The following is a 25,552-nucleotide window of genomic DNA, read 5'->3' on the forward strand; positions in this document are numbered from 1 at the left end:
GTCGATGTTCACCGGCATCGTCACCGACATCGGCAAGATCGTCGCCACCCGGCAGAGCGGGGCGGCAGGCGGCGGGGTCGAGCTGACCGTCCAGAGCGCCTTCGATCCGGCCGCCATCCCGCTGGGCGCCTCGATCGCCCATTCCGGGGTCTGCCTGACCGTCACCGAGCACACGGGCGACGGCTGGAAGGTCCATGCCTCGCCGGAAACCCTGCGGCTCACCACGGTCGGCGGCTGGCAGGAAGGGACCCGGATCAACCTCGAGCGCTCGCTGCGCCTAGGGGACGAGCTGGGCGGCCATCTCGTGTTCGGCCATGTCGACGGCCTGGGCACGGTGGAATCGATCGAGCCCGAGGGCGAGGGCTACCGGCTGCGCTTCACCCTGCCGCCGGAGCTCGCCCCGCTGCTCGCGGTCAAGGGCTCGATCACCGTGGACGGCATCTCCCTGACCGTGACCGAGGCGGACGAGCGGAGCTTCGCTGTGGCGATCATCCCGCACAGCTGGACCCACACCACCCTGTCCGACCGCCGGCCCGGCGACCGGGTCAACCTGGAGGCCGACATGCTGGCCCGCTACGTCGCGCGTCAGCTCGGGCAGAAGCGATGAGCCCCGACGACCTGTCCAGCTATTCGGACTATCTCGCCTCGATCGACGAGGTGCTGGACGATGCCCGCAACGGCCGGATGTTCATCCTGGTCGACGACGAGGACCGCGAGAACGAGGGCGACCTCGTCATCCCGGCCCAGTTCTGCGACGCGGTGGCGGTCAACTTCATGGCCAAGCACGGCCGCGGCCTGATCTGCCTGGCGCTGCAGCGCCAGCGCTGCGAGGAACTGGGCCTGCCGCTCATGGCCCAGGGCAACGAGGCCCGGATCAGCACCGCGTTCACGGTAAGCGTCGAGGCGCGCACCGGCGTGACCACCGGGATCTCCGCGGCCGACCGGGCGCGCACCATCGCGGTCTGCATCGATCCCGCCGCCGACCGGCGCGACCTGGTGGCGCCTGGCCACATCTTCCCGCTGATGGCGCGCGAAGGCGGCGTGCTGGTCCGCACCGGCCATACCGAGGCCGCGGTCGACATCTGCCGGCTGGCCGGCCTCTACCCGGCGGGCGTGATCTGCGAGATCATGAACGACGACGGGACCATGGCCCGCCTGCCCGACCTCGTCGCGTTCGCCCAGCTCCATGGCCTCAAGATCGGCAAGATCGCCGACCTGGTGAGCCACCGCCTGCGCCACGACCGGCTGGTCGAGCGTGACGTGGTGACCAGCTTCGAGAGCCGCTATGGCGGCCAGTGGCGCCTGCAGGTCTACAAGTCGGCGATGGACAAGATCGAGCACGTGGCCCTGGTCAAGGGCGACCTGCGCACGGGCGGGCCGGTGCTGGTGCGCATGCACTCGGTCCACATCCTGGAGGACCTGCTGGGGGCCGGCGAGAGCGGGCGCGGCGACCAGCTCCACCGGGCGATGGAGCAGATCGGCCGGGCCGGGCGCGGCGTGGTCGTGCTCCTGCGCGAGCCCACCCCCAACGCGATCTCCGAGCGCGTCCTGGTCAGCCTCGGCCAGAAGGCGGCACCGCCGGGCGACCTGCGCGTCTATGGCATTGGCGCCCAGATCCTGGTGGATCTGGGCGTCCAGGACATGATCCTGCTTTCCAACACCGGCCGTTCGATCATCGCGCTCGACGGATGGGGTCTGCGGGTCGTCGAGACCCGAGCGATCGACTGAGGAATCTTCATGGCCGGCAGCGGCGACCAACTTTCCATTCCCGTGCTGACGCGCGCGCGCATCCTGATCGTGGAGGCGCGCTACCACGCCCATATCAACGACATGCTCCTGGCCGGCGTGCGCCGGATGCTGGAGCGCGCCCGGGTCAACCGGGTCGAGCATGTGGTGGTCCCGGGTGCGCTCGAGATCCCGGCGGCGATAGCATTGGCGCCCAAGAGCTATGACGGGTTCGTGGCGATCGGCGTGGTGATCCGCGGCGAGACCACCCATTACGACACGGTGGCCTATGAGAGCTCGCGCGGGATCACCGATCTCGCTGTGCGCGAGCAGCGCCTGATCGGCAACGGCATCCTGACCGTGGAGAACGAGCAGCAGGCGCTGGAACGTGCCGATCCGGCGCGCATGGACAAAGGTGGCGGCGCCGCGTTGGCCGCCTTGCACCTGATCGCCTTGCGGGACAGATTCAGAGGATGACCCGCAAAAAGACCAGCAAGCCGATCACCAAGCGTCGCGCCGCACGCTTCGCCGCGATCCAGGCCCTCTACCAGATCGAGCTGATGGGCGCGAAGCCCTCGGCCGTGGCCGCCGAGTTCGACGACCACCGGCTCTCCACCCTGTTCGAGCCGTTCCTGCCCGACGAGCCCGCCCCCGAGGTCGACCGCGAGTGGTTCAAGCTCGTGGTGCTGGGGGCTGCCGAGCACGCCCCCTCGCTCGACCAGCAGATCGCCCCGCTGCTCAGCAGCGGCTGGACGATCGAACGGCTCTCCGCACCGATGCGGGCACTCCTGCACTGCGCCGGGTTCGAGCTGGCGCACCGCACCGACGTGCCGACCAACGTCGTGGTCGACGAATATGTCGAGCTGGCGTTCGGCTTCTTCGAGGGCGGCGAGCCCGGCTTCGTCAACGCGATCCTGGACCGGCTCTCCCGGGTGCTGCGCCCGGCCGGCTCGACCGTCTGAGCCCTGAAGGAGGCTGCCGGATGGCGCAGGGCGAGTTCCAGATGATCGACCGGCTGCTCAAGCCGCTGGCGGCCGGCTGTCCGGGAGCCCTCGGGCTCACCGACGACGCGGCCCTGCTGGCGCAGCTCCCCGGCACCGAGCTGGTGCTCGCCAAGGACGCGATCGTCGAGGCCGTCCATTTCCGCCAGGAGGATCCCCCGGGCACGGTGGCGCAGAAGCTCCTGCGCCAGAACCTGTCCGACCTCGCCGCCATGGGGGCCGAGCCGGTGGGCTACCTCACCGCGTTCGGCCTGCGCCAGGGCCTCCCCGATGGCTGGCTGGACGGCTTCGTCGCCGGCCTCGCCGAGGACCAGCGGCAATTCGGCATCCATCTCCTGGGCGGCGACACCGTGTCGACGCCCGGCCCCTTGTTCTTCTCGCTGACCGTGCTGGGCCGCCTCCCGGCCGGCACGGCGCTTACCCGCGCCGGCGCCCGGCCGGGCGACCTCGTCTGCGTGTCCGGCACGCTGGGCGACGGTGCGCTGGGCCTGGCCGTGCTGGAAGGGCGGGTCACCGCCCCGGCCGATGCGGCCGCCTATCTGGCCGGCCGCTATCGGGTACCCCAGCCGCGCCTGGTGCTGGGCCAAGCCCTGCGCGGCCTCGCCAGCGCCTGCCTGGACGTGTCGGACGGCCTCCTGGGCGACCTCGGCCACATCCTCGCGACGTCCGGGCCTGACGGGAACCTGGGTGCGGTGATCCGTGCCGGCGACCTGCCGCTCTCGCCTGCCGCCGCCGGCCTGCCCGGCGCCCTGGAAGCGGCGCTCTCCGGGGGCGACGATTACGAGCTCCTGTTCACCCTGCCGCCCCGCCACCGGGCGAGGCTCGCGGAGCTGCCCGTGCCGGTCGCGGTGATCGGCGAGATCCGCAGCGGTGCCGGGACCGAGGTGCTGGGCCCGGACGGCGCCCCGCTCACTTTGTCCGGCCGAAGCTGGACCCATTTCTGAACCGGCAAGCCCGCCTTCACGCCGCGCGCGACTCGACGACCGGCGGCCGCTGCAGGGAATGGCCCAGGATGCGCAGGATCGCCTCGGCCTGGTCCCAGGGCAGTGCCTGCTCGACCTGCAGCCAGACCCGGTTGCCGTCGTCGGCCAGGTGGCGCAGCGTGAAGCCGTGCGCCTTGCGGCCGTTCGGGATGTCCTGCTCCGGCATCGGGATCAGCTCCTCCGGCCCGACCGACAGCGCCGCCGCCAGCCGGTTGAGGATCGCCGGCCCCGGCAGGTTCTTGCCGCGGATATAGCCGCTGACATTGTCGCGACCGATCCGGGCGCGCCTGGCCAGCTCCGACTGGGTCCAGCCCCGCTCGCGCATCGCCATCAGCAGACGCTGGGCGAATGCCGCCTTCATCGCGTCGTCGGCCCGGCCACTGTCGCGCCGGTCTTCATCAGTGCCCATGTCGCCACCGTCCATGTCTGAACGGCACCACCCTAATTCCACCGTAAGTTTAATTCAACTGTTCTGATGCACGCACCTGTCGGATCTTCCCCCGCCTGCGCTAGGGCCGCCGCGTGCCGGCCTGCCACACCCGCACGACGGTCCTGGACAGGTGGGAACCTGCCGCCCAAGCTCCGGTTGTCGCGTCATCGCAGAATGGGTGGGCCGCCGCCATGTACAGTGCCACGACCCGCTCGATCGCCGTCTCGGTCGAGCCATTCTTCGTCGAGGACCAGTCCCGGCCCGAGGAACAGCGCTGGGTGTTCGGCTATCGGGTCCGGATCGCCAACCAGGGTGCCGAGCGCGTGCAGCTACTCGGCCGCCACTGGCGGATCACCGACGCGCGCGGCCGGATGATCGAGGTGCGCGGCGAGGGTGTGGTCGGCGAGCAGCCGCGCCTGGAGCCCGGCGAGACCTTCGAATACACCTCGGGCACCCCGCTCACCACGCCAACCGGCATGATGCTCGGCAGCTACCAGATGGTGAACGACCGGGGCGAGGAGTTCGACGTCCGCATCCCGGCCTTCTCCCTGGACGCGCCCGGCATCACCGCGACGCTGCACTGACGGGCGCAGCAGCGCATTTCGCAACCACCAGCAGATGCCGGCCGGACACCCGCGCCCCGGGCCGTGTCATGCGCGCCTGCCGCCGCTGGCCGCTGTCCTTCGCCTCGGTCCCAAACGCCGGGCGACAGGCGCACCAAGTCACCGTCAAGTAGAACGGCCGGCCCTGAAGCATGAAGCATCCGGACATCCCGGTGACCTTCCGCCTCCGGTGGTCTGCGGCAATGTCGACCGGTACGGCCGCCAGTCCTGATCCTGATTGACGCGATCCTGAACCTGCCGCACCTTCGAGCCTGGGCAGGCGGGCGCGCCTCGCAGGGCCAGGGACAGTCCGGCCCGCAGATCTCGTGGTGGCGGAGAACGGCGATGACTCGATCGCGACTGGCCGGTGGTCTCGGCGGTGCTGCCGCCCTGGCCGCCATGCTCCTGTCCGGCGCGCTGCCGGCCTGGTCGGCCGCGCCCGGGCCGATGCCGGCCCGGCTCCAGGCCACCCAGGCGATCGACGACCTGCCCAACCCGCCGGAACTGCGCAGCCAGGACGGGGTGCTGCGCGCCACCCTCAGGATCAGGCCCGCGGAGATCACCGTGCGCGGCCGCAAGGTCCGCGCCAACGTGGTCAACGGCAGCTACCTGGCCCCGACCCTGCGCATCCGCCCGGGCGACACGATCCAGGTCAAGGCGATCAACGAGATCGGGCCGTCGGAGGTCGCCATCGACCGGCCGCAGCCGACCAACATCCACTTCCACGGCATGGACGTCTCGCCCAAGCGCCCGAACGGCGACAACGTGTTCCTGCGGATCGATCCCGGCCGTGACCTGCGCTACGACGTGGCCGTGCCGCCTGACCACCCGCTGGGCCTGCACTGGTACCACGCCCACGTCCATCACTATGTCGACGACCAGATCGGCTCCGGCATCTCGGGCATGCTGATCGTGGACGGCACGTTCGAGACCCAGTACCCGGAGCTGGCCAAGCTGCGCCGGCGGGTCATGGTCCTCAAGGACTTCACCTTCCCCGGCTTCAAGGACGGCGACGCCCGCGCCAAGTCACTGAACGGCCTGGCCAACCCGCCGATCCGCACGCGCCCGGGCGAGTTCCAGGTCTGGCAGCTGGGCAATCTCGGCGCGGATGCCTTCTTCGACATGCAGCTCGACGGCCACCAGGTCTGGCTGCTCGAGCGCGACGGCAACCTGCTCGCCAAGCCGGTACGGATCGACCACGTCTTCCTGCCGCCGGGTGCCCGCGCCACGATCGTGGTGGAGGCCGGCAAGGCCGGGCGCTACGCCTTCCGCCACCGCAACGTCGACACCGGCCCCGCCGGTGACCCCAACCCCGCCGTCCAGCTCGGCACCTTCATCGTGGAGGGCGAGCCCCGCCATGCCCGGCGCTTCCTCAAGCGCCTGAACGACGGCCCGGCCCGCCCGGACCTGATCCAGCCCAACGCCGCCGAGATCGCCGAACTGAAGGTCGACCGGACCCGCTATGTCGACTTCTCGGAAAGTGCCGACGGCAACAGCTTCTTCATCAACAAGAAGATGTACGCGGACGACCGGATCGACACGCTCACAAGGGTGGGCCAGGTCGAGCGCTGGATCGTGCGCAACTTCACCCAGGAATACCACGTCTTCCACCTGCACCAGACGGCCTTCCTGGTTCGGCGCTTCTCCGGCGACCCGGACGAGACGCCGGGCGGCGGCCTGCGCGACGTGATCAACATCCCCTATGCGAAGAACGGCAAGCCCGGCATCGCCGAGATCATCATCCCGTTCACCAACCCGATCATCGCCGGCGACTTCGTCTATCACTGCCATCTGGTGCAGCACGAGGACGCCGGGATGATGGCCAACATCCGCGTCATGCCCCGCCGCACCGCCGCCGAGCAGGTCTGGGAGAAGCTGCAGGACTTCGCCGGCCTCGACCTGCCCTCCCTCTGGCCGACCTCGACCGCCGAAGCCGGCACCTTCGCCGGCCTGGACTCCCCGATCTGCCGGACCGGCGAGAACGCCGAGTAGAGGCTGCCAGGGGCCGCAAACCTCGCGACTGATCGCAAGATCAGCGCCACCTGCCGACCTGCCGCTCCACCTCTCCTTCGTCATGGGCCTTGAGCCGGCCATCCAGTGATAGCCGGAAAAGCCGGATGGCCTGGTCGAACACGCGGCTGCCCGGCTCGTGCCCCAAGCCGGCTACCAGCGCCGGCCCCCCTCCTTCCGGTCATCCCCCGGCTCGTCCGGGGGATCCACCGCCACACGCCGGCTGTGGCATCGCCTGCGCAAGGGGCACCGCAGGCGTGCCAGCGCAGGATGCCCTGGCCGTGCAGTTGATCCCCCGCATGCGCGGGGGATGACCTGAGGAAGGGGCTGGCCGTCCTGCTCGACGACGACGAGGAGGCAGGCGGGCACGTGCTGCTGAGCTGGGCGCAAGAGTTCGACCGCCGCTTCGACCTCGCTCAGGCCGGGATCGACCGGGCGATCGAGCTCAACCCCGGCGGTCCGGAGGTACGCGCCCAGCGCGGCTCGATCTACCCCGCCAGCGGCGACCTCGACCGGGCGATCCACGCGTTCGAGACTATCCTGACGTTCGACTCGGTCCATGACCCCGTCTGGACCGACCTGGGCGTCGCCTACTCCTGGACAGCCGCCCGCAGGACGCCCTGCGGATCCTGGAGCGGAACCTCGGCCGCAGGGCGGGCCCTACACGTTCAGCAGCAGATGCTCCCGCTCCCAGGAGCTGATCACCGACTGGTACGCCGCGTGCTCGGTCTCCTTGACCGCCAGCATCACCTCGACGAACTCCTCGCCCAGCACCTCGCGCATGGTCTTGGACGCGGCCAGCTTCTCCAGCCCCTCGCCCAGCTGGGTCGGCAGCGAGTGGGACAGGCGGTAGGCGCTGCCCGAGATCGGCTTGGTCGGCTCCAGCCCCTGGACCATGCCGAGATAGCCGCAGGCCAACGACGCGGCGATCGCCAGATAGGGATTGGCGTCGGCCCCCGCGATCCGGTTCTCGATCCGCCGCGATTCCGGGGAGCTGGCCGGCACGCGCAGGCCGACCGTGCGGTTCTCGGTACCCCAGTGGACGTTGATGGGGGCGGTGGAGAAGCGGCGCAGCCGCCGGTAGCTGTTCACGTTGGGCGCCAGCAGCGGCATGCATTGCGGCAGGTATTTCTGCAGCCCCGCGATGTGCGCCAGGAACAGGTCGGCATAGCCCTCGTCGCCCTCGGCGAACACGTTCCGCCCGGTCCGGACGTCCACCACCGACTGGTGAATATGCATGGACGAGCCGGGCTCCCGCTCCATGGGCTTGGCCATGAAGGTCGCGTAGATGTCGTGCTTGAGCGCGGCATGGCGCAGGGTGCGCTTGAACAGGAACGCCTCGTCGGCGAGATCCAGCGGCTCGCCATGGGCGAAGTTGATCTCCATCTGGGCGGCACCCGATTCATGGGTCATGCCGTCCACGTCGATCTCCTGCGCCTCGCACCAGGCGTAGACGTCCTCGAAGATCGGGTCGAACTCGTTGAGCGCGTCGATGCCGAAGCTCTGCCGCCCGGTCTCGGGCCGGCGCGAACGGCCGATCGGCGGCTCCAGCGGATAGTCCGGGTCGGTGTTGATCTTGGTGAGGAAGAATTCCAGCTCCGGGGCCACCACCGGCTTCCAGCCGCGCTCCTCGTAGAGTCCGACCACCCGGCGCAGCACCTGCCGCGCCGCGATCGTCACCGGCTGGCCGTCATGGTGATGGACATCGCAGATCACCTGCGCGGTCGGCTCGTCGTACCACGGCACCAGGCGCAGCGAATCATGGTCCGGCCGCATCCGCACGTCGCGGTCGGCCGGGTCGATCACGTCCTCTTCCGGATAGTCGCCAGTCACGGTCTGGATGAACACACTTTCCGGGATGCGCAGCGTGTCGTCTTCCAGCGACTTCAGGAACTTGTAGGCCGGCAGCACCTTGCCCCGGCCAATGCCGTTGATGTCGACGATGAGGCACTCGACCTCGGTGATGTGCCGTTCCTCAAGCCACGCGGCGATATCGACCATGCTGCACCCTGGTTTGCGCGCGGGCCCGGCAGGCATCCCCGAACGCTTGAAACATCCTCACGCTGTCCGAATTCTCGGTGGCCCGCCATTCCGGGTGCCACTGCACCCCCAGCACGAAGCCCGGCGCATCCGGCACGCTCGCCGCCTCCGGCGTGCCGTCCGGGGCGATCGCCTCGATCCGCAGCCGTGCCGCCACCCGGTCCAGCCCCTGGCCGTGCAGCGTGTTCACCCGCGTGACTTCGGCACCGCCCAGGATCCGCTGGAGGGCGCCGCCCGGGGTCAGCCGGATCTCGTGGCGCGGATCGTAGCGCTCCGCCGGTGGCCGGTCCTTTTGCGAGCGGTGGTCGAAGCGACCCTCCACCTCGTGCAGGTGCTGGTGCAGCGTGCCGCCCAGCGCCACGTTCAGCTCCTGGAAGCCCCGGCAGATCGCGAAGATCGGCAGGCCCACCTCGATCGCCCGGCGGATCAGCGGCAGGGTGGTGGAATCGCGCGCGGCATCAGCGATGTTGCCCTCGCGCGGGGGCGGGCCGCCATAATGCTGCGGGCCGACATTGCTCGGGCTGCCGGTGAGCAGGAGCCCGTCCAGCCGCTCCACCAGGAGTTCGGCGTCCGCCGCGTGGCCGAGCGCCGGGATCACCAGCGGCATGGCGCGGCAGGCCTGGACCACCGCGTTCAGGTACTTGGCACCGACCTGATGGGAACCCAGCCCGTCCTCGCTTTCGCGCAGGCAGGCGGTGACGCCGATCAGGGGAAGCAGAACCCGGTCATTCATGCTGCACAGGTATCCCAGGGCTGAAGGGGCGACAAGCCGGCCCGGCCACGCTCACGACAGGCTCCGGCTCGCCAGGGAAACGAAACGGTCAGAACCATGGCCGCCTGCGCCAGCGCCGCGCGCGCCGCCGGCAGCATCGCGGCGAGATCAGTGCCCGGGCATGCGCCAGACCAATGCGCACGCCGAACCGGCGCCCGGCACCCGCCACCGCCAAAGGCTGCGCCAGCAAGGCCGACAGCCGGGCCGCCAGCGTCTCTGCCCCCTCGGCCCCGCTCACCACCGCCACCACCGCACGCAGCCCGTCCTCCTGCGGCAGGAGATGGTCGACGGTGCGCAGGCTGGCCCGCAGCCGCTCATCCAGCCCGGTGAGCACCGCATCGGCCGCGGCAGGCCCCAACTCGGCCGCCAGCCGCTCCATGCCACCGACTCCAGCAGGAGCAGCGCCACCGCCCGGTCCTGCTCCGCGGCACTGCGCGCCGCACGCAGGAGCCCCTCGTCCAGTGGCGACAGGTCCTGGCAGGCTGCGAACTGGAAGCCCGCCGCCTCTTCCCGCAGCCCGGCTGGCTGGCCACGCGCCTCGCCGCGCAGCACCCGCCTGCCCTCGCCCCTGCCTGCTCGATCACCTCCAGCGCCACCATGCCCCCGTGGCGGCCCGGCAGGAGCACACGCCCGTCCCGCCCGTCCAGCGCCACTCCGGCCTGCAGCACCACCTCGTCCACCAGTGCCCGCAGCGCCCGGTTCGCCAGCACCACGCCCCCGGCCGGATCCAGCACCACGAGCGGCAAGGGCGAACTGTCGGCGACGACATCCAGCAGCGTCTCGGCCATGGCGGCACCTGCGGCGGCGGGCTAGCCAGCGAGTATTGGCAAGGATCCGGAAAGATTTTCAACCATTATGTTATGTTGCGACACTGCTCCTCCCGCAGCACGACGACATGAGCCACGGTACTCGGCAGCGCCCACGCCGAAAGAGAAGCCGGTCACGCGAACGGGTTGCGGATGGTCAACTGCCCGGCGACCAGCATCCCGTCCTGCATGTCCTCGCTCCACAGGACCGTACAGCCGGCCTCGACCGCCGCCGCGGCGATCATCGCATCATAGACCGACAGGCCGTAGCGCCGGGCCAGTTGCAGGCCCAGCTCATGGGTACGGGTGGTGAGATCCACCACCGGCAGCAGACTGCGCAGCTGGCCCAGCCGCTGCTCGATCTCGGGCCAATCCAGCTGCCGTTTCTTCCGCAGGATGTTCAGCGTCTCGTTCAGCACCTGGACGCTGATCGTCGGGCCGCGGCGCAGGATCGTTCGCGCCGCCGCCGCCTTGGGCCCGGCACTGACCGCGTAGATGACGATGTTGGTGTCCGCGAACTCAGCGGGCATTCGCCTCGTCCCGGTCGAACCGGTAGTCTGCGGGCACAGCGGGCCGGGCGTCGCATTCGGCGAAGAATTGGTCCCACTCCGCGCTCCTGGCCCGTGTCCGGAAGGCATGGAGGCTGCCCTCGCCGGCCACCAGCTCGATCTGGTCGCCTTCCTTCAGCCCCATTTCCTCGACCAGCCTGGCAGGCAGGCGGACGGCCAGACTGTTGCCCCAGCGTGCGATCTGCATGGCTCGCCTCCAATGTGGATATACATATCTACAGTGTGTAGATCATCCGCGTCGATACAGCAAGCAGCCGCCAGAACCAGGCGCAGCCTCGTTCTCGGCCTCGCAGCCCCTGGGTGAAACGATCATTGCGACGTAGGTATCGGTGGTACGACCTTGTCAGCCTGGGTTCGCTGGATGGCACATTCTCGGACAAGGAAATCGATCAGCGCCCGCACGGATGGAAGCAGTCCACGCCGGGAGGGGAAGACCGCATGGACGATTGCCGACCGTGGTCGCCAATCGGGAAGTACGTGGATGAGCCGGGCCGCACGGATATCATCCCAGACGAAGATGGTCGGCAACTGCACGGCGCCCGCCCCTGCGATCGCCGCGTTCTGCAGGACCGACATGTCGTCCGTGACCAGGCGGGGTGCGTGCGGGACCGTCGCCACCCGACCATCAGCGTGATGCAGTTCCCAGGAATGGTCCCGATGCGGCCGCTGTTGATCCAGGCTCGGCAGCATGTGGAGATCCGTGGGCGACTGTAGGGTGCGGTCGATCAGGCTGGGCGCCGCAACGAGGCATTGGACGCTCTCGTACAGCCGCCTCATCACCAGGTCGGTCCGCTCCAACGGTGGAGACCGCACGCGAATCGCCAGGTCGAGCCCTTCGGCGATCACATCGACGCGGCGGTTCGTGCTCTCCAACTGTATCTGGATGGCGTGGTTCTGCATCATGAAGCGGGCGAGCAGCTCGCCGAACTGAAAGGACAGGAGCCCCGTCGGACAGCTCATCCGCACCAGGCCCCGCGGCTCCACCTGGATCTCCGCGGCGATCTGTTCGGCCGCCTCCGCTTCGACGATCATCGCGACGCAGCGCTCGTAGAAGTCACGCCCGATCTCGGTCACCGAGAAGCGGCGCGACGACCGGTTGAGGAGACGAACGCCGAGGCGCTCTTCGAGGAGCAGGACCCGGCGGCTCAGCCGCGATTTCTGGATGCCGAGCGCGCGCCCGGCCGCTGAGAAGCCGCCGTGATCAACCACGGCCGCGAAGTAATAGAGATCGTTGAGGTCCCTCATCGTCCTCACCGTAGGACGCTGCGTCGTACCAAGCAAGCTTTCTACATCATCGTTGCACTTTTATCTCTGGCCCACGCAATCACGATGGGTTGCGACGCCGATAAGGACCGGACCGGACCCGAGTCCGGCTTCCGATTTCCTGAGGATGGCACGCGCCCGCTCGTCCGCTTGGTCGAGGCTGCGGACCACCTCCAGCGCAGAATGTCCAATCAAGGCAGGAGGCCTACCAATGGCCAGTGAAACGACTCGCAACGCGCAGACCGACCATCTGCTCACGCCTGAGAATTCGGTTTTCATCATCATCGACTATCAGCCGATTCAGGTCTCGTCGATCCGCTCGATGCCCCGCGACGAGTTGGTGTTCAACATCGTCGGCACCGCGAAGGCGGCGATGAACTACAACCTTCCGATCGTCCACTCGACCGTCAATGTCGCCACGGGCCGCAACAAGCCGCCCATCCAGGAGCTGCAGGACGTGCTCGGCCACCTGCCGACCTATGACCGTACGTCGATCAACAGCTGGGAGGACACCGAGTTCAAGCAGGCGGTCAAGGCGATCGGCCGGCGGAAGCTCATCATGACCGCCCTTTGGACCGAAGCGTGCCTGACCTTCCCCGCACTCGACGCGATCCAGGAAGGCTATGAGGTCTATGTGCCGGTCGATGCGGTGGGCGGCACCTCGCTCGCCGCGCACGAGGCGGCGCTGCGTCGCATCGAGCAGGCCGGCGGCAAGCTCATCAGCCGCGTGCAGATGTATTGCGAGCTTCAGCGCGACTGGGCGCGTGAGGCGACCGTGCCCGGCTTCATGGGCGTCTTCGACAGTTTCGACGGGTTCAACCCCGAGAAGGCAGCCGAGGAAGCGGCCAGGCGCTGAGGCCCGACGCTACCGCCATCCCGAACCACCGCAGACAGCAACCTGAACAGCGAAAGGAACAAGCACATGACGTCTCTCAATCCTTCCAAGGCAGTTCTCGCAGCGGCACTTGCGATGAGCACGCCTGTCTTGCTGTCAGCGCCTGCCGCAGCGCAGGCAACGGGCTCGCAGGATCAGTCCGCCGCGTCCCTGGCCGTCGTCATGGATTTCCTGTCCAACACGAGCCCGGACAAGGTCGAAGCTGCGGCCGCCCGCCTCGTAGCGCCCGACGCCGTTTACGTATCGCTGAACTTCGACAACCCCGAACTGAAGAAGATCGAGCCGTGGGCTGGGACTGCCATGGGCCCTGGCGCGTACAGCAGCACCTTCCTTCAGGTCGCAGAATATTGGCAGATCGAGGACTTCACGATCACCGACAAGCTGGCTTCAGCCGAGGATGTCGCCATCTTCGGCAAGTTCACCTACCGTTCGGTGGAAGTAGGCCATGTCTTCACCTCGCCATTCTCGATTCACGCCAAGGTGCGTGATGGCAAGATGGTCTACTTCCAGTTCATGGAAGACACCTACGCATCGGCGAGCTCATTCCGTCAGAGCGGCTCGTGGACCGTAAAGACGACCAAGGGGACCCCGGCATTCGAGGTCGGCGCAAGGTAACCTCGTCTGGCGAACGGATGGACAGGGGCTCGACGGAGTGACGGGCACCGGCTTCGCAGAACCTGCGGCGAGCGCAAAAGCCTGCAGCCGGCGGCAGTCAGGCCGGCCTAGTGCGCCGCCCCCCAGCTGTGCCCGGTGCCGACCTCGACCTCCAGCGGCACGCTCAACGACGCCGCCCCCTCCATCGCCGCCCGCACCAGCACAGCCGTCGGCTCGACCTCGCTTTGTGGCACTTCCAGCAGCAGCTCGTCATGGACCTGGAGCAGGAGGCGCGCCCCCGCCCGCTCCTCCGCGAGCCGCCTCGCCACGCGCAGCATCGCCCGCTTCATGATGTCGGCGGCCGTCCCCTGGATCGGCGCGTTGATCGCCGCGCGCTCGGCATAGGCCCGGCGGGACGGCAGCTTGGACAGGATGTCCGGCACCCAGCAGCGCCGCCCGTCCACCGTCACCACATGGCCCTTCTCGCGCGCCTCCGCCTTGGTCTGGTCCATGTACTCCCGGATGCCCGGATACTGCTCGAAATAGCGATCGATATAGTCCTTGGCCTGCGCATGCGGGATGCCCAGGCGCTGGGCCAGGCCGAACGCCCCGATCCCGTACACGATGCCGTAATTGATGGTCTTGGCGCTGCGCCGCAGGTCGCCGCTCACCTCCTCCACCGGCAGGCCGAACATCTGCGCCGCGGTCAGCCGGTGAATGTCGATGCCATTCGCGAACGCTTCCTTGAGCGTCGCCAACTCGGCCATGTGCGCCAGGATGCGCAATTCCACCTGGGAATAGTCCGCCGACATCAGCACATGGCCGGGCTCCGCGATGAACGCCTCGCGGATCCGCCGCCCTTCCTCGGTGCGGATCGGGATGTTCTGCAGATTGGGCTCGGTCGAGCTGAGGCGCCCGGTCGAGGTGGAGGCCAGCATGTAGGAGGTATGGACCCGCCCATCGGCCGGGCTGATCTGCTCGATCAGCGCATCGGTATAGGTGCGGGTCAGCTTCTGCAGCTGGCGCCACTGCAGCACCACTTTCGGCAGCTCATGGCCCTGCTCGGCCAATTGCTCCAAGACGTCCGCATCGGTGACATAGGCCCCGGCCTTGCCCTTCTTGCCGCCGGGAATGCCCATCTCGTCGAACAGCACCTCGCCCAGCTGCTTGGGCGAGCCGATGTTGAAGCTGTGGCCGACCAATTTGGCCGCCTCGGCCTCGTAGGCCGCCATGCGCTGGCCGAACTCGCCCGACATCCGGCGCAGGAGGTCGCGGTCGACCGCCACCCCGTGCAGCTCCATCTGCGCCACCACCGCCGGCAGCGGCCGGTCCAGCTCCTCATAGACCCGGACCATCTTCTCCTCGACCAGGCGCTTCTTCAGCACCTTCCAGAGGCGATAGGTGACCAGCGCGTCCTCGGCGGCATAGTCGGTGGCCTTGACGACCTCGACCTTGGCGAAGCCGATCCGCGACTTGCCGGTGCCGGTCAGCGAGTCGTAGCTGATCGTGTCATGGTCGAGATGGCGCTTGGCCAATTCGTCCATGCCATGGCCGTGCCTGGCCCCGTCCAGCACGTAGCTGATCAGCAGCGTGTCGTCGTAGGGTGCTATCGTGGCCCGGTACTTGGCCAGCACGCCCATGTCGTATTTCAGGTTGTGCCCGATCTTGAGGATCGAGGGATCCTCCAGGACCGGCCGGAGCCGGTCGATCACCGCGTCCGTCTCGAGCTGCCCCTCGCAGCGCTGGCCGAACGCGTCCTCGTGGCACAAGGGGACATAGACCCCCTCCTCCTCGTCCACCGCCATGGACAGCCCGACCAGGGTCGCGTCCATGATGCTGAGCGAGGTGGTCTCGGTGTCGATCGCCAGATAGCCCCCGGCCTTCGCCCGTGCCAGGAACCCGTCCAGCTCGGCGAAGTCGGTGATCGCCCGGAAGCGCAGCTCGCGCTTGACCGCCACCTCCTGGTGCACCGCCGCCGCCTCGGCCAGCAGCCCCACCCGCGAGATCAGCGCCTTGAAGCCGTTCTCCTGGAGGAACGGCAGCAGCGTGGCCGGGTCGATCGCCGCCCGCCCGATCTCCTGGAAGGTCAGCGGCAGCGGCGCATCGTCCTTCAGCCCCACCAGCTCGTAGGACAACCGCGCCTTGTCGGCATTGCTTTCCAGCGTCTCGCGCCGCTTCGGCTGCTTGATCTTCGCCGTGGACGCCAGCAGCGCCTCCAGTGACCCGTATTCGGTAACGAGCTGTGCTGCCGTCTTCACCCCGATGCCCGGCACGCCCGGCACGTTGTCCGAGGTGTCGCCCGCCAGCGCCAGCACGTCGCGCACCCGCTCCGGCCCCACCCCGAACCGCTCGACCACCTCGTCATGGCCGATATTCTTGTTCTTCATCGGGTCGAACATGAACACGCCGTCGGTGACGAGCTGCATCAGGTCCTTGTCGGAGCTGACGATCTCGACGACCCGCCCCTCCGCCTTGGCCGCCTTGGCATAGGAGGCGATCAGGTCGTCCGCCTCGTAGCCCTCCAGCTCCACCACCGGCAGCCCGAACGCCCGCGCCGCCTCCCGCACCATGGCGAACTGCGGCCGCAGCTCCGGCGGCGGCTCCGCCCGGTTCGCCTTGTACTCCTCGTACATCTCGTTGCGGAACGAGGAGCGCGAATGGTCGAACACGACCAGGAGGTCGTCCTCCGGCCGGTCGGTCATCAGCTTGAACAGCATGGACGCGAAGCCGAACACGGCGTTGACCGGTGTGCCGTCCGCCCGGGTCATCGGCGGCAGCGCGAAGAACGCCCGGAAGATGTAGCCGGAACCATCGACCAGGACGAGGCGGGATGCGGTGCTCATGGGCAGGGAACCTAGCCGCGACGAGGCCATCCCGACAGGGGCATGCTGCCGGTCGCGCCATGCATCATTCGCTTCGGCCGCTCTCTGGCCGGCGCTTGCTACCGCGTCGTCGCATCGATGTCCGCGGCCGTCAGTTGCGTGATGCCGAACAGGGTGACGGTGCCGAAGGCCTCGGCGACATGGTCGAAGGCGAACTGCGCCACGTCGATCATCAGGGAGTCGGCGGTGCGCCCGTCCAAGGTGACCGACTGCAGGGAGAAGCCGGCGTCATTCTGGTCGAGGCTGCCGTCGCCGTTGCTGTCGAGATCCGCGAACGTCGCGATCTGGTAGACGCTGTCCTCGCCCTCCTCGGGATGCTCCGGCCCTTCGTCGAAGAAGGTGAACTGCAGCCGGTCCTCACCCCGAACCAGATCCTGAATGACATCGTCGGCCACCCAGTTGTTGGCACCGGGGCTGCCCTGCAACCCGTTCCAATGGCGGAAGTCGATGCCGAACAGGTCGTCGCCCGCTCCGCCGATCAGCAGATCCCAGCCCTCTCCGCCGGCCAGCCGGTCGTCCCCGTCGCCGCCCATCACCACGTCGTCGCCGATATTGCCCTCCAGCCGGTCATTGCCGGCCCCGCCCATGATCAGGTCGTGGCCGGACGCCATGTCGATCCGGTCGTCACCCTCGCCGCCCTCGACGACATCATCGGCATAGCCGCCGTCGATCAGGTCGTTGCCGGCACCGCCGTCGATCGTGTTCGGCAGGCCGGTATTATAGTCCCAGTCGTCCTGCGGCAGCGAGATCCAGTCGTCGCCGTCACCGCCGTCGATCACGTTGCGGCCACTGCCGAGCCAGATGGTGTCGTTGCCGTCGCCGCCGCTGACCGTGTTGTCGCCGGTCGGGGACACGCTGCCGTCCGACTGGATGTGGTCGTCGCCGGCCCCGCCATCGACCACGTTGTCGCCGCCGCCCAGCTCGATGCGGTCGTCGCCGTCGCCGCCCGACAGAACATCGTTGCCCCGCTCGGCGAACAGCCGGTCATTGCCGGCCCCGCCGTCGAGCCGGTCGTCGCCGTCGCCACCGCGCAGCAGGTCCGCGCCGTCACCGCCCGAGAGCAGGTCGTCGCCCCCGTTGCCCCAGAGCGCATCGTCGCCCGCCTCGCCGAACATCCGGTCATGGCCATGCGCGCCCACCAGCAGGTCCGCACCGGTCCCGCCATGGAGGAGGTCGTCGTCCTCCTCGCCATAGAGCCGGTCGTCGCCCTCGCCGCCGGTGATCAGGTCCGCCCCGCGCCCGCCGAACACGATGTCGTTGCCCGCACCCAGCTCGATCAGGTCCGCTCCGGCGAACGCCTTCACCCAGTCATCCCCGGCCAGGCCGTAGATCTGGTCCGGCTGGCCGCTGCCATACAGCAGATCTTTGCCGAGCGTGCCCGTGCGCGTGACCATGGAGGCGGACTTCCCTGAACCGGTGGCTGTTCCTCCATCCGCTAGCGCAAGCGCAGGCGGACGCAACAGGCAACATTTCCTGTTCATGACCAGGCGGCAATGGATTCAACCTCGGCCTGCGGCCGCCTGCCATGCCGGCGAACCTGGCCACCGGCCTGCCGGGAAATGATCAGGGCTGGATGATGTCACCCCGCACCGAGATAAGCCCCAGCGCCGGACGCTGGCGGCCATTGGCCGCAGACAGTCATATGAAGGATACATGTAGCTGCCTTCATGTTCTATTTGAGCACGTTCGGACGAATGGCAATGGAACTGCCAGAGACTCGGCCGGTTCGGGCCACGGCGTGCAAGGGGAGGATCCATCTTGAGCACGATTCATGGGACGCAAGAGAACGACGTCCTGGGCGGAACGCAGGCGGCGGACACGATCCTCGGCGGTGCCGGGGACGACGTGATCGGGTTCCGTACCGGCCCGGACGGCCAGGCGATCTTCCTTGCCGAGGAAGGCGACGACTTCATGGCGGGCGAGGCCGGCGACGACCGGCTGAACGGCGGCGAGGGCGACGACCTGCTCGACGGCGGCTCGGGCCTCGACGTCCTGTTCGGCGGCGCGGGCGACGACCGCCTGCTCGGCGGATCCGGCGACGACTATCTCAACGGCGGCGACCGCCATGACTGGCTGCATGGCGGCAGCGGCAATGACGAGCTCTATGGCGGCACGGGCAACGACTATCTGATCGGCGGCGATGGCCAGGACCGCCTCCATGGCGGCGAAGGCCGCGACCGGCTGGCCGGCGGCGACGGCCACGACATCCTCACCGGCGACGGCGGCAGCGACTATCTGAATGGCGGTGCCGGCGACGACATGCTGTTCGGCGACGGCGCCAGCGACCGCCTGTCCGGCGGCAGCGGCAATGACGAGCTCCATGGCGGCGAAGGCGACGACGTCCTGGACGGCCAGGACGACGACGACGTGCTGTTCGGCGGCGCAGGCCAGGACCGGCTGACCGGCGGTGCCGGCGACGACGGCCTGTTCGGCGGGGCGGGCGACGACGTGCTCCATGGCGGCCCGGGCAGCGATGCCGCCCTGTTCTCGGGCGCGTCTGCCGAGTACGCGGTGACCAAGGAGGACAATGGGAGCTGGACGGTCACGCACGCGCTCGCCGGCGGCGATGGCACCGACATCCTGCACGACATCGAGTTCCTGGTCTTCACCGACCGGACCATCACCCTCGGCTGACTTGGTTCTACCGGGCGAACCTTTCCCGGCACCAGGTCGGCCGGCCGCTGCGCATGGGCGGGTCGTTCGCGGTCCGGAGCGATCTGGACAGCCCCGGCGCGTACAGCTTCTACGGCGTCAGGCAGTGATATGCTGATCATGTCCTGCCGGGCCGCAGCCGCACCCCCCGCAGCCCGGCCGGCATGAGCCCCAGAAGCGAGCGCCCATATCGACGGCCGCATGGCACCGGCAGGCACGCCGTCCGGCAATGGCGGACGCGCCTGCCCGCCTCGGCACCTCACGCCGCCGCGCCCGGCCCCGCCTCCGCTTCCAGCAGCTTCACCACCTCCCCCAGCTTGTCCGGGTTGCGGGTGATGTAGATCGCGGTGATCCGGCCATCCTCGATCTCGAGCGCCGTGGTCTGCAGCACCCCGCCGCGCTCGCGGCTGAGATAGCCGGGCAGGCCGTCGATCCAGGCCGGCCGCAGCCACGTCGCCGAATGGGCACCGAGCTTGCGGTGAAGGCCGCGGTACAGGCGCAGCACCCGCGCCAGCCCAGCCACGGGATTGAGGAACGCGATCACCTTGCCGCCGCCATCCGAGCGCAGCACCACGTCCTCGGCCAGCATGGACTGAAGCGCAGCGAGATCGCCGCTCTGCACCGCCGTGAAGAAGGCTTGGGCGATCCGGCTGCCCTCCTCGCGCGCCACCGGGAAGCGCGGCCGCGCCGCCTGGACGTGGCGCCGCGCGCGTACTGCCAACTGGCGCACCGCCGCCGGCTCCCGCCCCAAGGTGCGGGCGATCTCGTCCAGCGCCACGTCGAACACGTCGTGGAGGAGGAAGGCCGCGCGCTCCAGCGGCGAGAGCCGTTCCAGCGCCAGCATCAGCGAGAGCGTCAGCTCGTCGGCCGCCACCGCTTCCTCCGGCTCCTCGACGATCGGCTCCGGCAGCCAGCTCCCCACATAGGTTTCCCGCCGGGCCCGCGCCGATTTCAGCGCATCCAGGCACAGCCGGGTGACGGTGCGGGTCAGGTACGCCCCGGGCTCGCGCACCGTCCCCGGCTCCACCTGCCGCCAGCGCAGCCAGGCATCCTGCACGATGTCCTCGGCCTCGGCCGCCGAGCCCAGCATCCGGTAGGCCAGCCGCACCAGCCGCCGTCGATGCGCCTCGAACAGCGCCGTCGCCCCGTCCTCGCTCGTCATGTGCCGCATCATCCCGCGTCCCCCACCATCGTTCCAGCACTGACGAGGCAAGGCGCACGCTTGTGACATGGCCTCGGGGGGCGATGCAGGCGCTCAGGAGGCAACCTATATCAGGGGGCGACATCCGGCCCCGGCCCGCCCGGCCGCCAGGAGCATCGCCAGGAGATTCGATGGTGCAGACCTACAGGAAGGACCCGGACGCGATCGCCCGGCTCACCCCGGAGCAGTACCGCGTCACCCAGCAGAACGGCACCGAATACCCGGGCACCGGCCCCTACCTGAACAACAAGGAGCCGGGCATCTATGTCGACATCGTCTCCGGCGAGCCGCTGTTCGCCTCGTCGGACAAGTTCGAATCCGGCTGCGGCTGGCCCAGCTTCACCAAGCCGATCGAGCCCGCCAACATCCAGGAAAAGCGCGACCTGTCGCACGGCATGATCCGCGTCGAGGTCCGCTCCGCCCATGGCGACAGCCATCTGGGCCATGTCTTCCCGGACGGGCCGCGGGACCGGGGCGGCCTGCGCTACTGCATCAACGGCGCTGCCCTGCGCTTCATCCCGCGCGAGCGGATGGAGGAGGAGGGCTACGGCGCCTATCTCGACCAGGTGGAGGACATTCGATGACCGAGGAACGCGCGGTCCTGGCCGGCGGCTGCTTCTGGGGCATGCAGGACCTGATCCGGCGCCAGGAAGGCATCATCCGCACGCGGGTCGGCTACACGGGCGGCGACGTGCCGAACGCCACCTACCGCAACCACGGCACCCACGCCGAGGCGATCGAGATCATCTTCGACCCGGCCAAGACCAGCTTTCGCCGGATCCTGGAGTTCTTCTTCCAGATCCACGACCCGACGACCCGCAACCGCCAGGGCAACGACATCGGGATGAGCTACCGCTCGGCGATCTTCTATGTCGACGAGGCACAGAAGCAGGTCGCCCTCGACACGATCGCCGATGTCGACGCGTCCGGCCTGTGGCCCGGCAAGGTCGTCACCGAGGTGAGCCCGGTGGGCGACTTCTGGGAAGCTGAGCCGGAGCACCAGGACTATCTGGAGCGCTACCCCAACGGCTATACCTGCCACTTCATCCGCCCGAACTGGCGCCTGCCCAGGCGCAGCGAGGCGGCCGTCGCAGCCGAGTGAGCCCGGCGGCGGGACCAGCCGGTCCCGCCGCGCTCATTCACTCCGGAGCGGGCCGCACCAGCACGGTCTCCTCCGTGTCGACCACGAACACGGCCAGGAGGCGCGACGGCTCGGTGTCGCTGGCATTGGCGCTGACCCCGTGACGGTCGCCCGGCATCTCCACGAAGCTCTCGCCCGCCCGGTAGACCTTCTCCGGCCCGTCATTGACCTTGCTGCGCACGGCCCCCTCCAGCACCGTTGCATAGATGAAGGCCGATTCCGGATGGGTATGCGCCGCCGAGAACCCGCCCGGCCCATACTCGACCAGCACCGCCTTCAGGCTCTTGCCCGGCACGTTGGGCAGCGCGTGCTCGGCGACCAGCGTCACCGTGGCGTCCTTGCCGGATGCGTCATGGGCCGCGGCCGGCCAAAGCGGCAGCGCCGCCAGTGCCAGGGCGCAGCAGATCCGTGTGAACATGGTTCTCGTCCTGTCGGGAATGGAAGGAAGGCAGGCCCTGGGCCCGCCGGAGGTCACGGGTGCTGGGCGCGGGCCAGCCAGTCGCCCAGGCGGGTAGGCCCCAGGCAGGCGCCCTCGCCCGGCGTCAGCGAGCGATCGTCCATCGTCTGGCCGAAATAGGTGGCCTCCGGATCGGGCACGACCCGACGCCCATCGCCCCTGGCCTGCACGTACCGCCCGACCACCTCCGCCATCCCGATCCGCTCCGGCCCGCCGATCTCGATCCGTCGGCCGAGCGGCCGGTCCAGCGCCAGCTCGGCCACGATGTCCGCCACGTCGTCCGCGGCCATGGGCTGGAACTGCGCCGGCGACAGTCGGACGGTGCCGCCATCCGCCGCCCCGCCATCGGCGATCCCTGCCAGGAACTCGAAGAACTGCGTCGCCTGCACGATCGTGTAGGGAACGCCCGATTCCTCGATCAGCCGCTCCTGGGCGCGCTTGCCCCGGAAATAGCCATTGTCCTGGAGGCGCTGGGTGCCGACCACGGACAGGGCCAGATGATGCCGCACCCCGGCTCTCGCCTCCGCCGCCATCAGGTTGCGCCCCGACGCCTCGAAGAAGGCCAGCGTCGCGTCCGCATCGAACGAGGTCGGGTTGGTCACGTCCACCACGACCGCCGCACCCGCCAGCGCCTCGTCCAGCCCCTTGCCGCTGACGGTGTCGACGCCCGTGCTGGGCGAGGCGGCCACCACCTCGTGGCCGCGCCCGCGCAGCCGTTCCACGAGCTTGCGGCCGATCAGCCCGTTGCCGCCGATGATCACGATCTTCATGCGCTACCTCTTGCCAGATGCGCGCCGCCTGTTCCGTCAGGCCGGGTCGCGCGTGTCCAGGACGAGGCAGGCGGACGCGTTGTGACGTGGCAGCACCGGCTTTCTCGACCGTTCCCCCGGCTGCGGCCCATGGCCGTCCGGCCTCTCCAGTCCAGGTCAAGTAGATTCCAGCGAAGATACAAGAACTCACTGATCTTCCACAGGGTGCAGCGCATCCTTCACGGCCGTGATAAAAACCCGCTCCGCAGATCGCACGCTCATGGAGGACCATCCATTGACCAGTATTATTGGTACGAGTGGCGACGATTTCCTGACCGGCACGAGATTTGCCGACACCATTGCCGGGCGCGGCGGCAACGACCGGGTCCTGGGCCTGGCCGGCCGTGACCGTCTCTTTGGCGATGCCGGCAACGATTCAGTTCATGGCGGCGATGGCGCCGACCGCATCGCCGGCGGTTCCGGCAATGACCGACTGTTCGGCGACAGCGGCGACGACCTGGTCTCGGGCAATGCCGGCCGGGACTATCTCTGGGGCGGGGCCGGCGACGACCGCTTGGCCGGCGGGCCCGGCGACGACGTCCTGCGCGGCAATGTCGGCGACGACATCCTGCGCGGCGGCGACGGCCGCGACCTGATGGAAGGCGGGGCCGGCGACGACCTGATCTTCGACGGGCCGGGCGTCGACAGCTTCATCGGCGGCAGCGGCTACGACACCGTGTCGTTCGTCGACGCGGACCGGGGCGTGTTCGTCCATCTCGCCGACGAGATCGCGGCCGATCGCGACCCGGACGACGGCCCGGCGACGGTCGAGCCGCTGCAAGGCATTGAGCGGGTGTTCGGCAGCCGCCATGACGACGTCCTGTTCGGCGAGAAGGATCCCGAGCTTTCCGCCCTGGACCGCCCGGTCGCGCTGTTCGGCCGGGCCGGCGACGACTGGGTCGAGGGCGGCAGCGCCAACGACACGGTGAACGGCGGCGAGGGCAACGACCTGGTCAACGGCAATGACGGGAACGACCGCGTCACGGGCGGTGCCGGGGACGATCTGGTCCGGGGCGGCCGCGGGATCGGCGACGATCGGCTGACCGGGGGCAGCGGCGAGGACGTGTTCAGCCACACCTCCTATCGCAGCATGTTCGGCTTCACCGAGGCGGGCGTCGACACGATCACCGACTTCCATCGGGGGGAGGACCTGCTGCGCTGGGGGGTGGCGGTCGACGAGGATCCAGGCAACGGCGGCGCCGGGATCCCCGGCCTGCCCTTCATCGACGGTGCCGCCCTGTTCGCAGCACTCGATACCGACGGCAGCGGCATCCTGGACGCCCTGGACCGCTTCACCGAGGAGCGGACCGGCGGCGCGAGCGGCCTCGTGATCGACTTCTCGGCCTTCATCGATACCCAGCTCGACGACGCGCATTCCCTGAACGGCCTGACCCCGACCGATACCCTCACCCTGCTGGGCGTGACCGCGCTGACGCTGCAGGACATCGAGCCGACCCCGCCCACCGGCTGAGCGGCGGCGGCCACTCAGCGCATGGACAGGCCGAACCAGCTCCTGTACCAATCGGTACATGCTTATCCGAGAGGTACAGGAGCATGGAACAGCGCCCACCCCTGCCACCCTTCACCGCCGAAACCGCCGCACAGAAGGCCCGCCTCGCCGAGAACGCCTGGAACACCCGCGACCCGCAGAAGGTGGCGCTCGCCTATACGGAGGACAGTCGCTGGCGAAACCGCGCCGAGTTCCTCCAGGGCCGCCCGGCCATCGTCGACTTCCTCACCCGCAAATGGGCAAGGGAACTGGACTACCGCCTGATCAAGGAAGTCTGGGCCTTCCACGAGAACCGCATCGCCGCCCGCTTCGCCTATGAATGGCACGACGACAGCGGCAACTGGTTCCGCTCCCACGGCAACGAGCAGTGGGAGTTCGACGAGCACGGCCTGATGCGCCGCCGCCTCGCCAGCATCAACGACCAGCCGATCCACCAAGCCGACCGCCGATTCCACTGGCCGCTCGGCCCCCGCCCCGACGGCCATCCGGGCCTGTCCGAACTCGGCCTCTGAGCGCATGGCCCGCATCGTCCAGGAGCGCCACGACGTGATCCCGCTGCTCGCGGAAACCTTCCGCGAGCACGGCTACGAGGGTGCCAGCCTGTCCCTGATCGGCCAGCGCACCGGCCTGGGCAAGGGCAGCCTCTACCACTTCTTCCCCGGCGGAAAGGCGGAGATGGCCCAGGCGGTCCTGGCCGAGCTCGACGCCTGGTTCGAGACCAACCTGTTCCACCCCCTCCACACCGAGCCCGACGCCGAAGCCGCCATCGCCGCCATGTTCCGCACCGTCGACAGCTATTTCCGCTCCGGCCGCCGGATCTGCCTGGTCGGCCTGTTCGCCCTGGGCGAGCCCCGCGACCGCTTCGCCCAAACGATCGCCACCTACTTCACCCGCTGGTGCCAAGCCCTCGCCAGCGCCCTGCACCGCGCCGGCAAGGACCCGGCCCTTGCCGAGGAATTCGTCGCCGGCATCCAGGGCGCCCTGGTCCTGTCCCGGGCCCTGAACGACCCGAACCTGTTCACCAACGCCCTCGCCCGCATGGAAGCCCGGCTCGCCGACGGTCGGTAGCGATCATCGGCGGCCGAGCTGCGTGGCAGTCCCCCTCGAGCTGCGTGGCCGTGGCCACTCTCTCTCATGTCATCCCCCGGCTTGGCCCACGGCTGTCCGGTTCGTTGTTCACAGCGCCAAAGTTCCCTGCCGTTCAAGCAAC

At 69.0% G+C, this 25,552-nt stretch carries 28 protein-coding genes; 16 read left to right on the forward strand and 12 right to left on the reverse strand.

Annotated features, from left to right (window positions below):
* Positions 1–4 precede the first annotated feature (4 nt).
* From HLA95_RS15485 to thiL, 5 genes are read left to right on the forward strand one after another with little or no spacing between them, the layout of a single operon-like run.
* Positions 5–607 (forward strand): riboflavin synthase, encoded by a 603-nt coding sequence (locus HLA95_RS15485; RefSeq protein WP_191061242.1) that lies wholly within the window; start codon positions 5–7, stop codon positions 605–607.
* Positions 604–1,728, forward strand: a complete 1,125-nt coding sequence (gene ribB / locus HLA95_RS15490) for a 3,4-dihydroxy-2-butanone-4-phosphate synthase (protein ID WP_191061243.1) — start codon at positions 604–606, stop codon at positions 1,726–1,728. Before HLA95_RS15485 ends, ribB begins: the two co-directional genes overlap by 4 nt.
* A 9-nt stretch (positions 1,729–1,737) precedes the next feature.
* Positions 1,738–2,202: a 6,7-dimethyl-8-ribityllumazine synthase gene (ribH, locus tag HLA95_RS15495; RefSeq protein ID WP_191061244.1), complete on the forward strand. Its 465-nt coding sequence runs from the start codon at positions 1,738–1,740 to the stop codon at positions 2,200–2,202.
* Positions 2,199–2,687, forward strand: coding sequence for a transcription antitermination factor NusB (gene nusB, locus HLA95_RS15500; protein ID WP_191061245.1), 489 nt, complete (start codon positions 2,199–2,201; stop codon positions 2,685–2,687). Before ribH ends, nusB begins: the two co-directional genes overlap by 4 nt.
* 20 nt (positions 2,688–2,707) lie before the next feature.
* On the forward strand, positions 2,708–3,670 hold the full coding sequence (gene thiL, locus HLA95_RS15505; RefSeq protein ID WP_222183774.1) for a thiamine-phosphate kinase: 963 nt from the start codon (positions 2,708–2,710) through the stop codon (positions 3,668–3,670).
* Positions 3,671–3,686: 16 nt separating this feature from the next.
* Here thiL and HLA95_RS15510 read toward each other — a convergent pair whose 3' ends face one another.
* Positions 3,687–4,118, reverse strand: a complete 432-nt coding sequence (locus HLA95_RS15510) for a helix-turn-helix domain-containing protein (protein WP_191062195.1) — start codon at positions 4,116–4,118, stop codon at positions 3,687–3,689.
* A 212-nt stretch (positions 4,119–4,330) separates the two neighbouring features.
* Here HLA95_RS15510 and apaG point away from each other — a divergent pair, with 212 nt between their 5' ends.
* Both apaG and HLA95_RS15520 read left to right on the forward strand, forming a co-directional pair.
* On the forward strand, positions 4,331–4,723 hold the full coding sequence (gene apaG, locus HLA95_RS15515; protein ID WP_159714422.1) for a Co2+/Mg2+ efflux facilitator ApaG/CorD: 393 nt from the start codon (positions 4,331–4,333) through the stop codon (positions 4,721–4,723).
* 363 nt (positions 4,724–5,086) lie between these two features.
* A complete protein-coding gene (locus HLA95_RS15520; RefSeq protein ID WP_222183776.1) occupies positions 5,087–6,733 on the forward strand; it encodes a multicopper oxidase family protein in 1,647 nt (548 codons plus the stop codon).
* 678 nt (positions 6,734–7,411) lie between these two features.
* Here HLA95_RS15520 and HLA95_RS15525 read toward each other — a convergent pair.
* The 3 genes from HLA95_RS15525 to HLA95_RS15535 form a co-directional block, all read right to left on the reverse strand.
* The gene (locus HLA95_RS15525) at positions 7,412–8,752 is read right to left on the reverse strand and encodes a glutamine synthetase family protein (RefSeq protein ID WP_191060990.1); all 1,341 of its coding nucleotides are present in this window, start codon (positions 8,750–8,752) and stop codon (positions 7,412–7,414) included.
* Complete coding sequence (locus tag HLA95_RS15530) at positions 8,727–9,524, reverse strand: gamma-glutamyl-gamma-aminobutyrate hydrolase family protein (protein WP_191060991.1); 798 nt, start codon at positions 9,522–9,524, stop codon at positions 8,727–8,729. Before HLA95_RS15530 ends, HLA95_RS15525 begins: the two co-directional genes overlap by 26 nt.
* A gap of 88 nt (positions 9,525–9,612) precedes the next feature.
* Positions 9,613–9,942 (reverse strand): hypothetical protein, encoded by a 330-nt coding sequence (locus tag HLA95_RS15535; protein ID WP_222183778.1) that lies wholly within the window; start codon positions 9,940–9,942, stop codon positions 9,613–9,615.
* A gap of 218 nt (positions 9,943–10,160) precedes the next feature.
* On the opposite strand from HLA95_RS15535, the gene HLA95_RS15540 reads away from it, so the two are divergent.
* The gene (locus tag HLA95_RS15540; RefSeq protein ID WP_222183780.1) at positions 10,161–10,376 is read left to right on the forward strand and encodes a hypothetical protein; all 216 of its coding nucleotides are present in this window, start codon (positions 10,161–10,163) and stop codon (positions 10,374–10,376) included.
* A gap of 127 nt (positions 10,377–10,503) precedes the next feature.
* Here HLA95_RS15540 and HLA95_RS15545 read toward each other — a convergent pair whose 3' ends face one another.
* The 3 genes from HLA95_RS15545 to HLA95_RS15555 all read right to left on the reverse strand — a co-directional run bounded on the left by HLA95_RS15545 (position 10,504) and on the right by HLA95_RS15555 (position 12,183).
* A complete protein-coding gene (locus tag HLA95_RS15545; RefSeq protein WP_191059367.1) occupies positions 10,504–10,899 on the reverse strand; it encodes a PIN domain-containing protein in 396 nt (131 codons plus the stop codon).
* Positions 10,889–11,125 (reverse strand): AbrB/MazE/SpoVT family DNA-binding domain-containing protein, encoded by a 237-nt coding sequence (locus HLA95_RS15550; protein ID WP_191059368.1) that lies wholly within the window; start codon positions 11,123–11,125, stop codon positions 10,889–10,891. Before HLA95_RS15550 ends, HLA95_RS15545 begins: the two co-directional genes overlap by 11 nt.
* 122 nt (positions 11,126–11,247) lie before the next feature.
* Entirely contained in the window at positions 11,248–12,183 is a 936-nt protein-coding gene (locus HLA95_RS15555) for a LysR substrate-binding domain-containing protein (protein WP_191059369.1), read from the reverse strand.
* Positions 12,184–12,412: 229 nt separating this feature from the next.
* Between HLA95_RS15555 and HLA95_RS15560 the strand changes: the two genes are divergently transcribed.
* Complete coding sequence (locus tag HLA95_RS15560; RefSeq protein ID WP_191059370.1) at positions 12,413–13,057, forward strand: hydrolase; 645 nt, start codon at positions 12,413–12,415, stop codon at positions 13,055–13,057.
* 66 nt (positions 13,058–13,123) lie between these two features.
* Positions 13,124–13,711, forward strand: coding sequence for a nuclear transport factor 2 family protein (locus tag HLA95_RS15565; protein ID WP_191059371.1), 588 nt, complete (start codon positions 13,124–13,126; stop codon positions 13,709–13,711).
* A gap of 107 nt (positions 13,712–13,818) precedes the next feature.
* Here the strand turns inward: HLA95_RS15565 and polA are convergent, their stop codons facing one another.
* Both polA and HLA95_RS15575 read right to left on the reverse strand, forming a co-directional pair.
* Complete coding sequence (gene polA, locus HLA95_RS15570; RefSeq protein ID WP_191059372.1) at positions 13,819–16,533, reverse strand: DNA polymerase I; 2,715 nt, start codon at positions 16,531–16,533, stop codon at positions 13,819–13,821.
* Between the two features lie 98 nt (positions 16,534–16,631).
* Positions 16,632–17,966, reverse strand: a complete 1,335-nt coding sequence (locus tag HLA95_RS15575) for a calcium-binding protein (RefSeq protein ID WP_191059373.1) — start codon at positions 17,964–17,966, stop codon at positions 16,632–16,634.
* Positions 17,967–18,330: 364 nt separating this feature from the next.
* On the opposite strand from HLA95_RS15575, the gene HLA95_RS15580 reads away from it, so the two are divergent.
* A complete protein-coding gene (locus HLA95_RS15580) occupies positions 18,331–19,206 on the forward strand; it encodes a calcium-binding protein (protein ID WP_222183781.1) in 876 nt (291 codons plus the stop codon).
* Positions 19,207–19,483: 277 nt separating this feature from the next.
* On the opposite strand, the gene HLA95_RS15585 is transcribed toward HLA95_RS15580, so the two are convergent.
* A complete protein-coding gene (locus tag HLA95_RS15585) occupies positions 19,484–20,386 on the reverse strand; it encodes a sigma-70 family RNA polymerase sigma factor (RefSeq protein ID WP_191060751.1) in 903 nt (300 codons plus the stop codon).
* A 170-nt stretch (positions 20,387–20,556) separates the two neighbouring features.
* On the opposite strand from HLA95_RS15585, the gene msrB reads away from it, so the two are divergent.
* Both msrB and msrA read left to right on the forward strand, forming a co-directional pair.
* Positions 20,557–21,009, forward strand: a complete 453-nt coding sequence (msrB, locus tag HLA95_RS15590) for a peptide-methionine (R)-S-oxide reductase MsrB (RefSeq protein ID WP_191060752.1) — start codon at positions 20,557–20,559, stop codon at positions 21,007–21,009.
* The gene (msrA, locus tag HLA95_RS15595) at positions 21,006–21,527 is read left to right on the forward strand and encodes a peptide-methionine (S)-S-oxide reductase MsrA (protein WP_191060753.1); all 522 of its coding nucleotides are present in this window, start codon (positions 21,006–21,008) and stop codon (positions 21,525–21,527) included. The genes msrB and msrA overlap by 4 nt, the downstream gene beginning before the upstream one ends.
* 37 nt (positions 21,528–21,564) lie before the next feature.
* Here msrA and HLA95_RS15600 read toward each other — a convergent pair whose 3' ends face one another.
* On the reverse strand, positions 21,565–21,984 hold the full coding sequence (locus HLA95_RS15600; protein ID WP_191060754.1) for a cupin domain-containing protein: 420 nt from the start codon (positions 21,982–21,984) through the stop codon (positions 21,565–21,567).
* 53 nt (positions 21,985–22,037) lie between these two features.
* A complete protein-coding gene (locus tag HLA95_RS15605; RefSeq protein ID WP_191060755.1) occupies positions 22,038–22,793 on the reverse strand; it encodes an SDR family oxidoreductase in 756 nt (251 codons plus the stop codon).
* 274 nt (positions 22,794–23,067) lie between these two features.
* Here HLA95_RS15605 and HLA95_RS15610 point away from each other — a divergent pair, with 274 nt between their 5' ends.
* From HLA95_RS15610 to HLA95_RS15620, 3 genes are all read left to right on the forward strand, one after another.
* The gene (locus HLA95_RS15610; protein WP_222183782.1) at positions 23,068–24,303 is read left to right on the forward strand and encodes a calcium-binding protein; all 1,236 of its coding nucleotides are present in this window, start codon (positions 23,068–23,070) and stop codon (positions 24,301–24,303) included.
* 83 nt (positions 24,304–24,386) lie between these two features.
* Entirely contained in the window at positions 24,387–24,854 is a 468-nt protein-coding gene (locus HLA95_RS15615; protein WP_191062391.1) for a nuclear transport factor 2 family protein, read from the forward strand.
* Between the two features lie 4 nt (positions 24,855–24,858).
* Positions 24,859–25,410: a TetR/AcrR family transcriptional regulator gene (locus HLA95_RS15620; RefSeq protein ID WP_191062392.1), complete on the forward strand. Its 552-nt coding sequence runs from the start codon at positions 24,859–24,861 to the stop codon at positions 25,408–25,410.
* The last annotated feature ends 142 nt before the right edge of the window (positions 25,411–25,552 follow it).

The sequence above is a fragment of the Geminicoccus harenae genome (genome assembly GCF_019800005.1).
GTDB lineage: Bacteria > Pseudomonadota > Alphaproteobacteria > Geminicoccales > Geminicoccaceae > Geminicoccus > Geminicoccus harenae.

Bases quoted from the DNA above. Each gene is read 5' to 3' on its own strand.
- HLA95_RS15560 (WP_191059370.1), top strand. From the start codon at position 12,413: ATGGCCAGTGAAACGACTCGCAACGCGCAGACCGACCATCTGCTCACG.
- HLA95_RS15575 (WP_191059373.1), bottom strand. From the start codon at position 17,966: ATGGTCACGCGCACGGGCACGCTCGGCAAAGATCTGCTGTATGGCAGC.
- polA (WP_191059372.1), bottom strand. From the start codon at position 16,533: ATGAGCACCGCATCCCGCCTCGTCCTGGTCGATGGTTCCGGCTACATC.
- ribH (WP_191061244.1), top strand. From the start codon at position 1,738: ATGGCCGGCAGCGGCGACCAACTTTCCATTCCCGTGCTGACGCGCGCG.
- HLA95_RS15585 (WP_191060751.1), bottom strand. From the start codon at position 20,386: ATGACGAGCGAGGACGGGGCGACGGCGCTGTTCGAGGCGCATCGACGG.
- HLA95_RS15535 (WP_222183778.1), bottom strand. From the start codon at position 9,942: ATGGAGCGGCTGGCGGCCGAGTTGGGGCCTGCCGCGGCCGATGCGGTG.
- HLA95_RS15525 (WP_191060990.1), bottom strand. From the start codon at position 8,752: ATGGTCGATATCGCCGCGTGGCTTGAGGAACGGCACATCACCGAGGTC.
- HLA95_RS15555 (WP_191059369.1), bottom strand. From the start codon at position 12,183: ATGAGGGACCTCAACGATCTCTATTACTTCGCGGCCGTGGTTGATCAC.
- HLA95_RS15540 (WP_222183780.1), top strand. From the start codon at position 10,161: ATGCCCCCGTGGCGGCCCGGCAGGAGCACACGCCCGTCCCGCCCGTCC.
- HLA95_RS15545 (WP_191059367.1), bottom strand. From the start codon at position 10,899: ATGCCCGCTGAGTTCGCGGACACCAACATCGTCATCTACGCGGTCAGT.
- thiL (WP_222183774.1), top strand. From the start codon at position 2,708: ATGGCGCAGGGCGAGTTCCAGATGATCGACCGGCTGCTCAAGCCGCTG.
- nusB (WP_191061245.1), top strand. From the start codon at position 2,199: ATGACCCGCAAAAAGACCAGCAAGCCGATCACCAAGCGTCGCGCCGCA.
- apaG (WP_159714422.1), top strand. From the start codon at position 4,331: ATGTACAGTGCCACGACCCGCTCGATCGCCGTCTCGGTCGAGCCATTC.
- HLA95_RS15605 (WP_191060755.1), bottom strand. From the start codon at position 22,793: ATGAAGATCGTGATCATCGGCGGCAACGGGCTGATCGGCCGCAAGCTC.
- HLA95_RS15550 (WP_191059368.1), bottom strand. From the start codon at position 11,125: ATGCAGATCGCACGCTGGGGCAACAGTCTGGCCGTCCGCCTGCCTGCC.
- HLA95_RS15565 (WP_191059371.1), top strand. From the start codon at position 13,124: ATGACGTCTCTCAATCCTTCCAAGGCAGTTCTCGCAGCGGCACTTGCG.
- ribB (WP_191061243.1), top strand. From the start codon at position 604: ATGAGCCCCGACGACCTGTCCAGCTATTCGGACTATCTCGCCTCGATC.
- HLA95_RS15485 (WP_191061242.1), top strand. From the start codon at position 5: ATGTTCACCGGCATCGTCACCGACATCGGCAAGATCGTCGCCACCCGG.
- msrA (WP_191060753.1), top strand. From the start codon at position 21,006: ATGACCGAGGAACGCGCGGTCCTGGCCGGCGGCTGCTTCTGGGGCATG.
- HLA95_RS15615 (WP_191062391.1), top strand. From the start codon at position 24,387: ATGGAACAGCGCCCACCCCTGCCACCCTTCACCGCCGAAACCGCCGCA.
- HLA95_RS15530 (WP_191060991.1), bottom strand. From the start codon at position 9,524: ATGAATGACCGGGTTCTGCTTCCCCTGATCGGCGTCACCGCCTGCCTG.
- HLA95_RS15620 (WP_191062392.1), top strand. From the start codon at position 24,859: ATGGCCCGCATCGTCCAGGAGCGCCACGACGTGATCCCGCTGCTCGCG.
- HLA95_RS15510 (WP_191062195.1), bottom strand. From the start codon at position 4,118: ATGGGCACTGATGAAGACCGGCGCGACAGTGGCCGGGCCGACGACGCG.
- HLA95_RS15520 (WP_222183776.1), top strand. From the start codon at position 5,087: ATGACTCGATCGCGACTGGCCGGTGGTCTCGGCGGTGCTGCCGCCCTG.
- HLA95_RS15600 (WP_191060754.1), bottom strand. From the start codon at position 21,984: ATGTTCACACGGATCTGCTGCGCCCTGGCACTGGCGGCGCTGCCGCTT.
- msrB (WP_191060752.1), top strand. From the start codon at position 20,557: ATGGTGCAGACCTACAGGAAGGACCCGGACGCGATCGCCCGGCTCACC.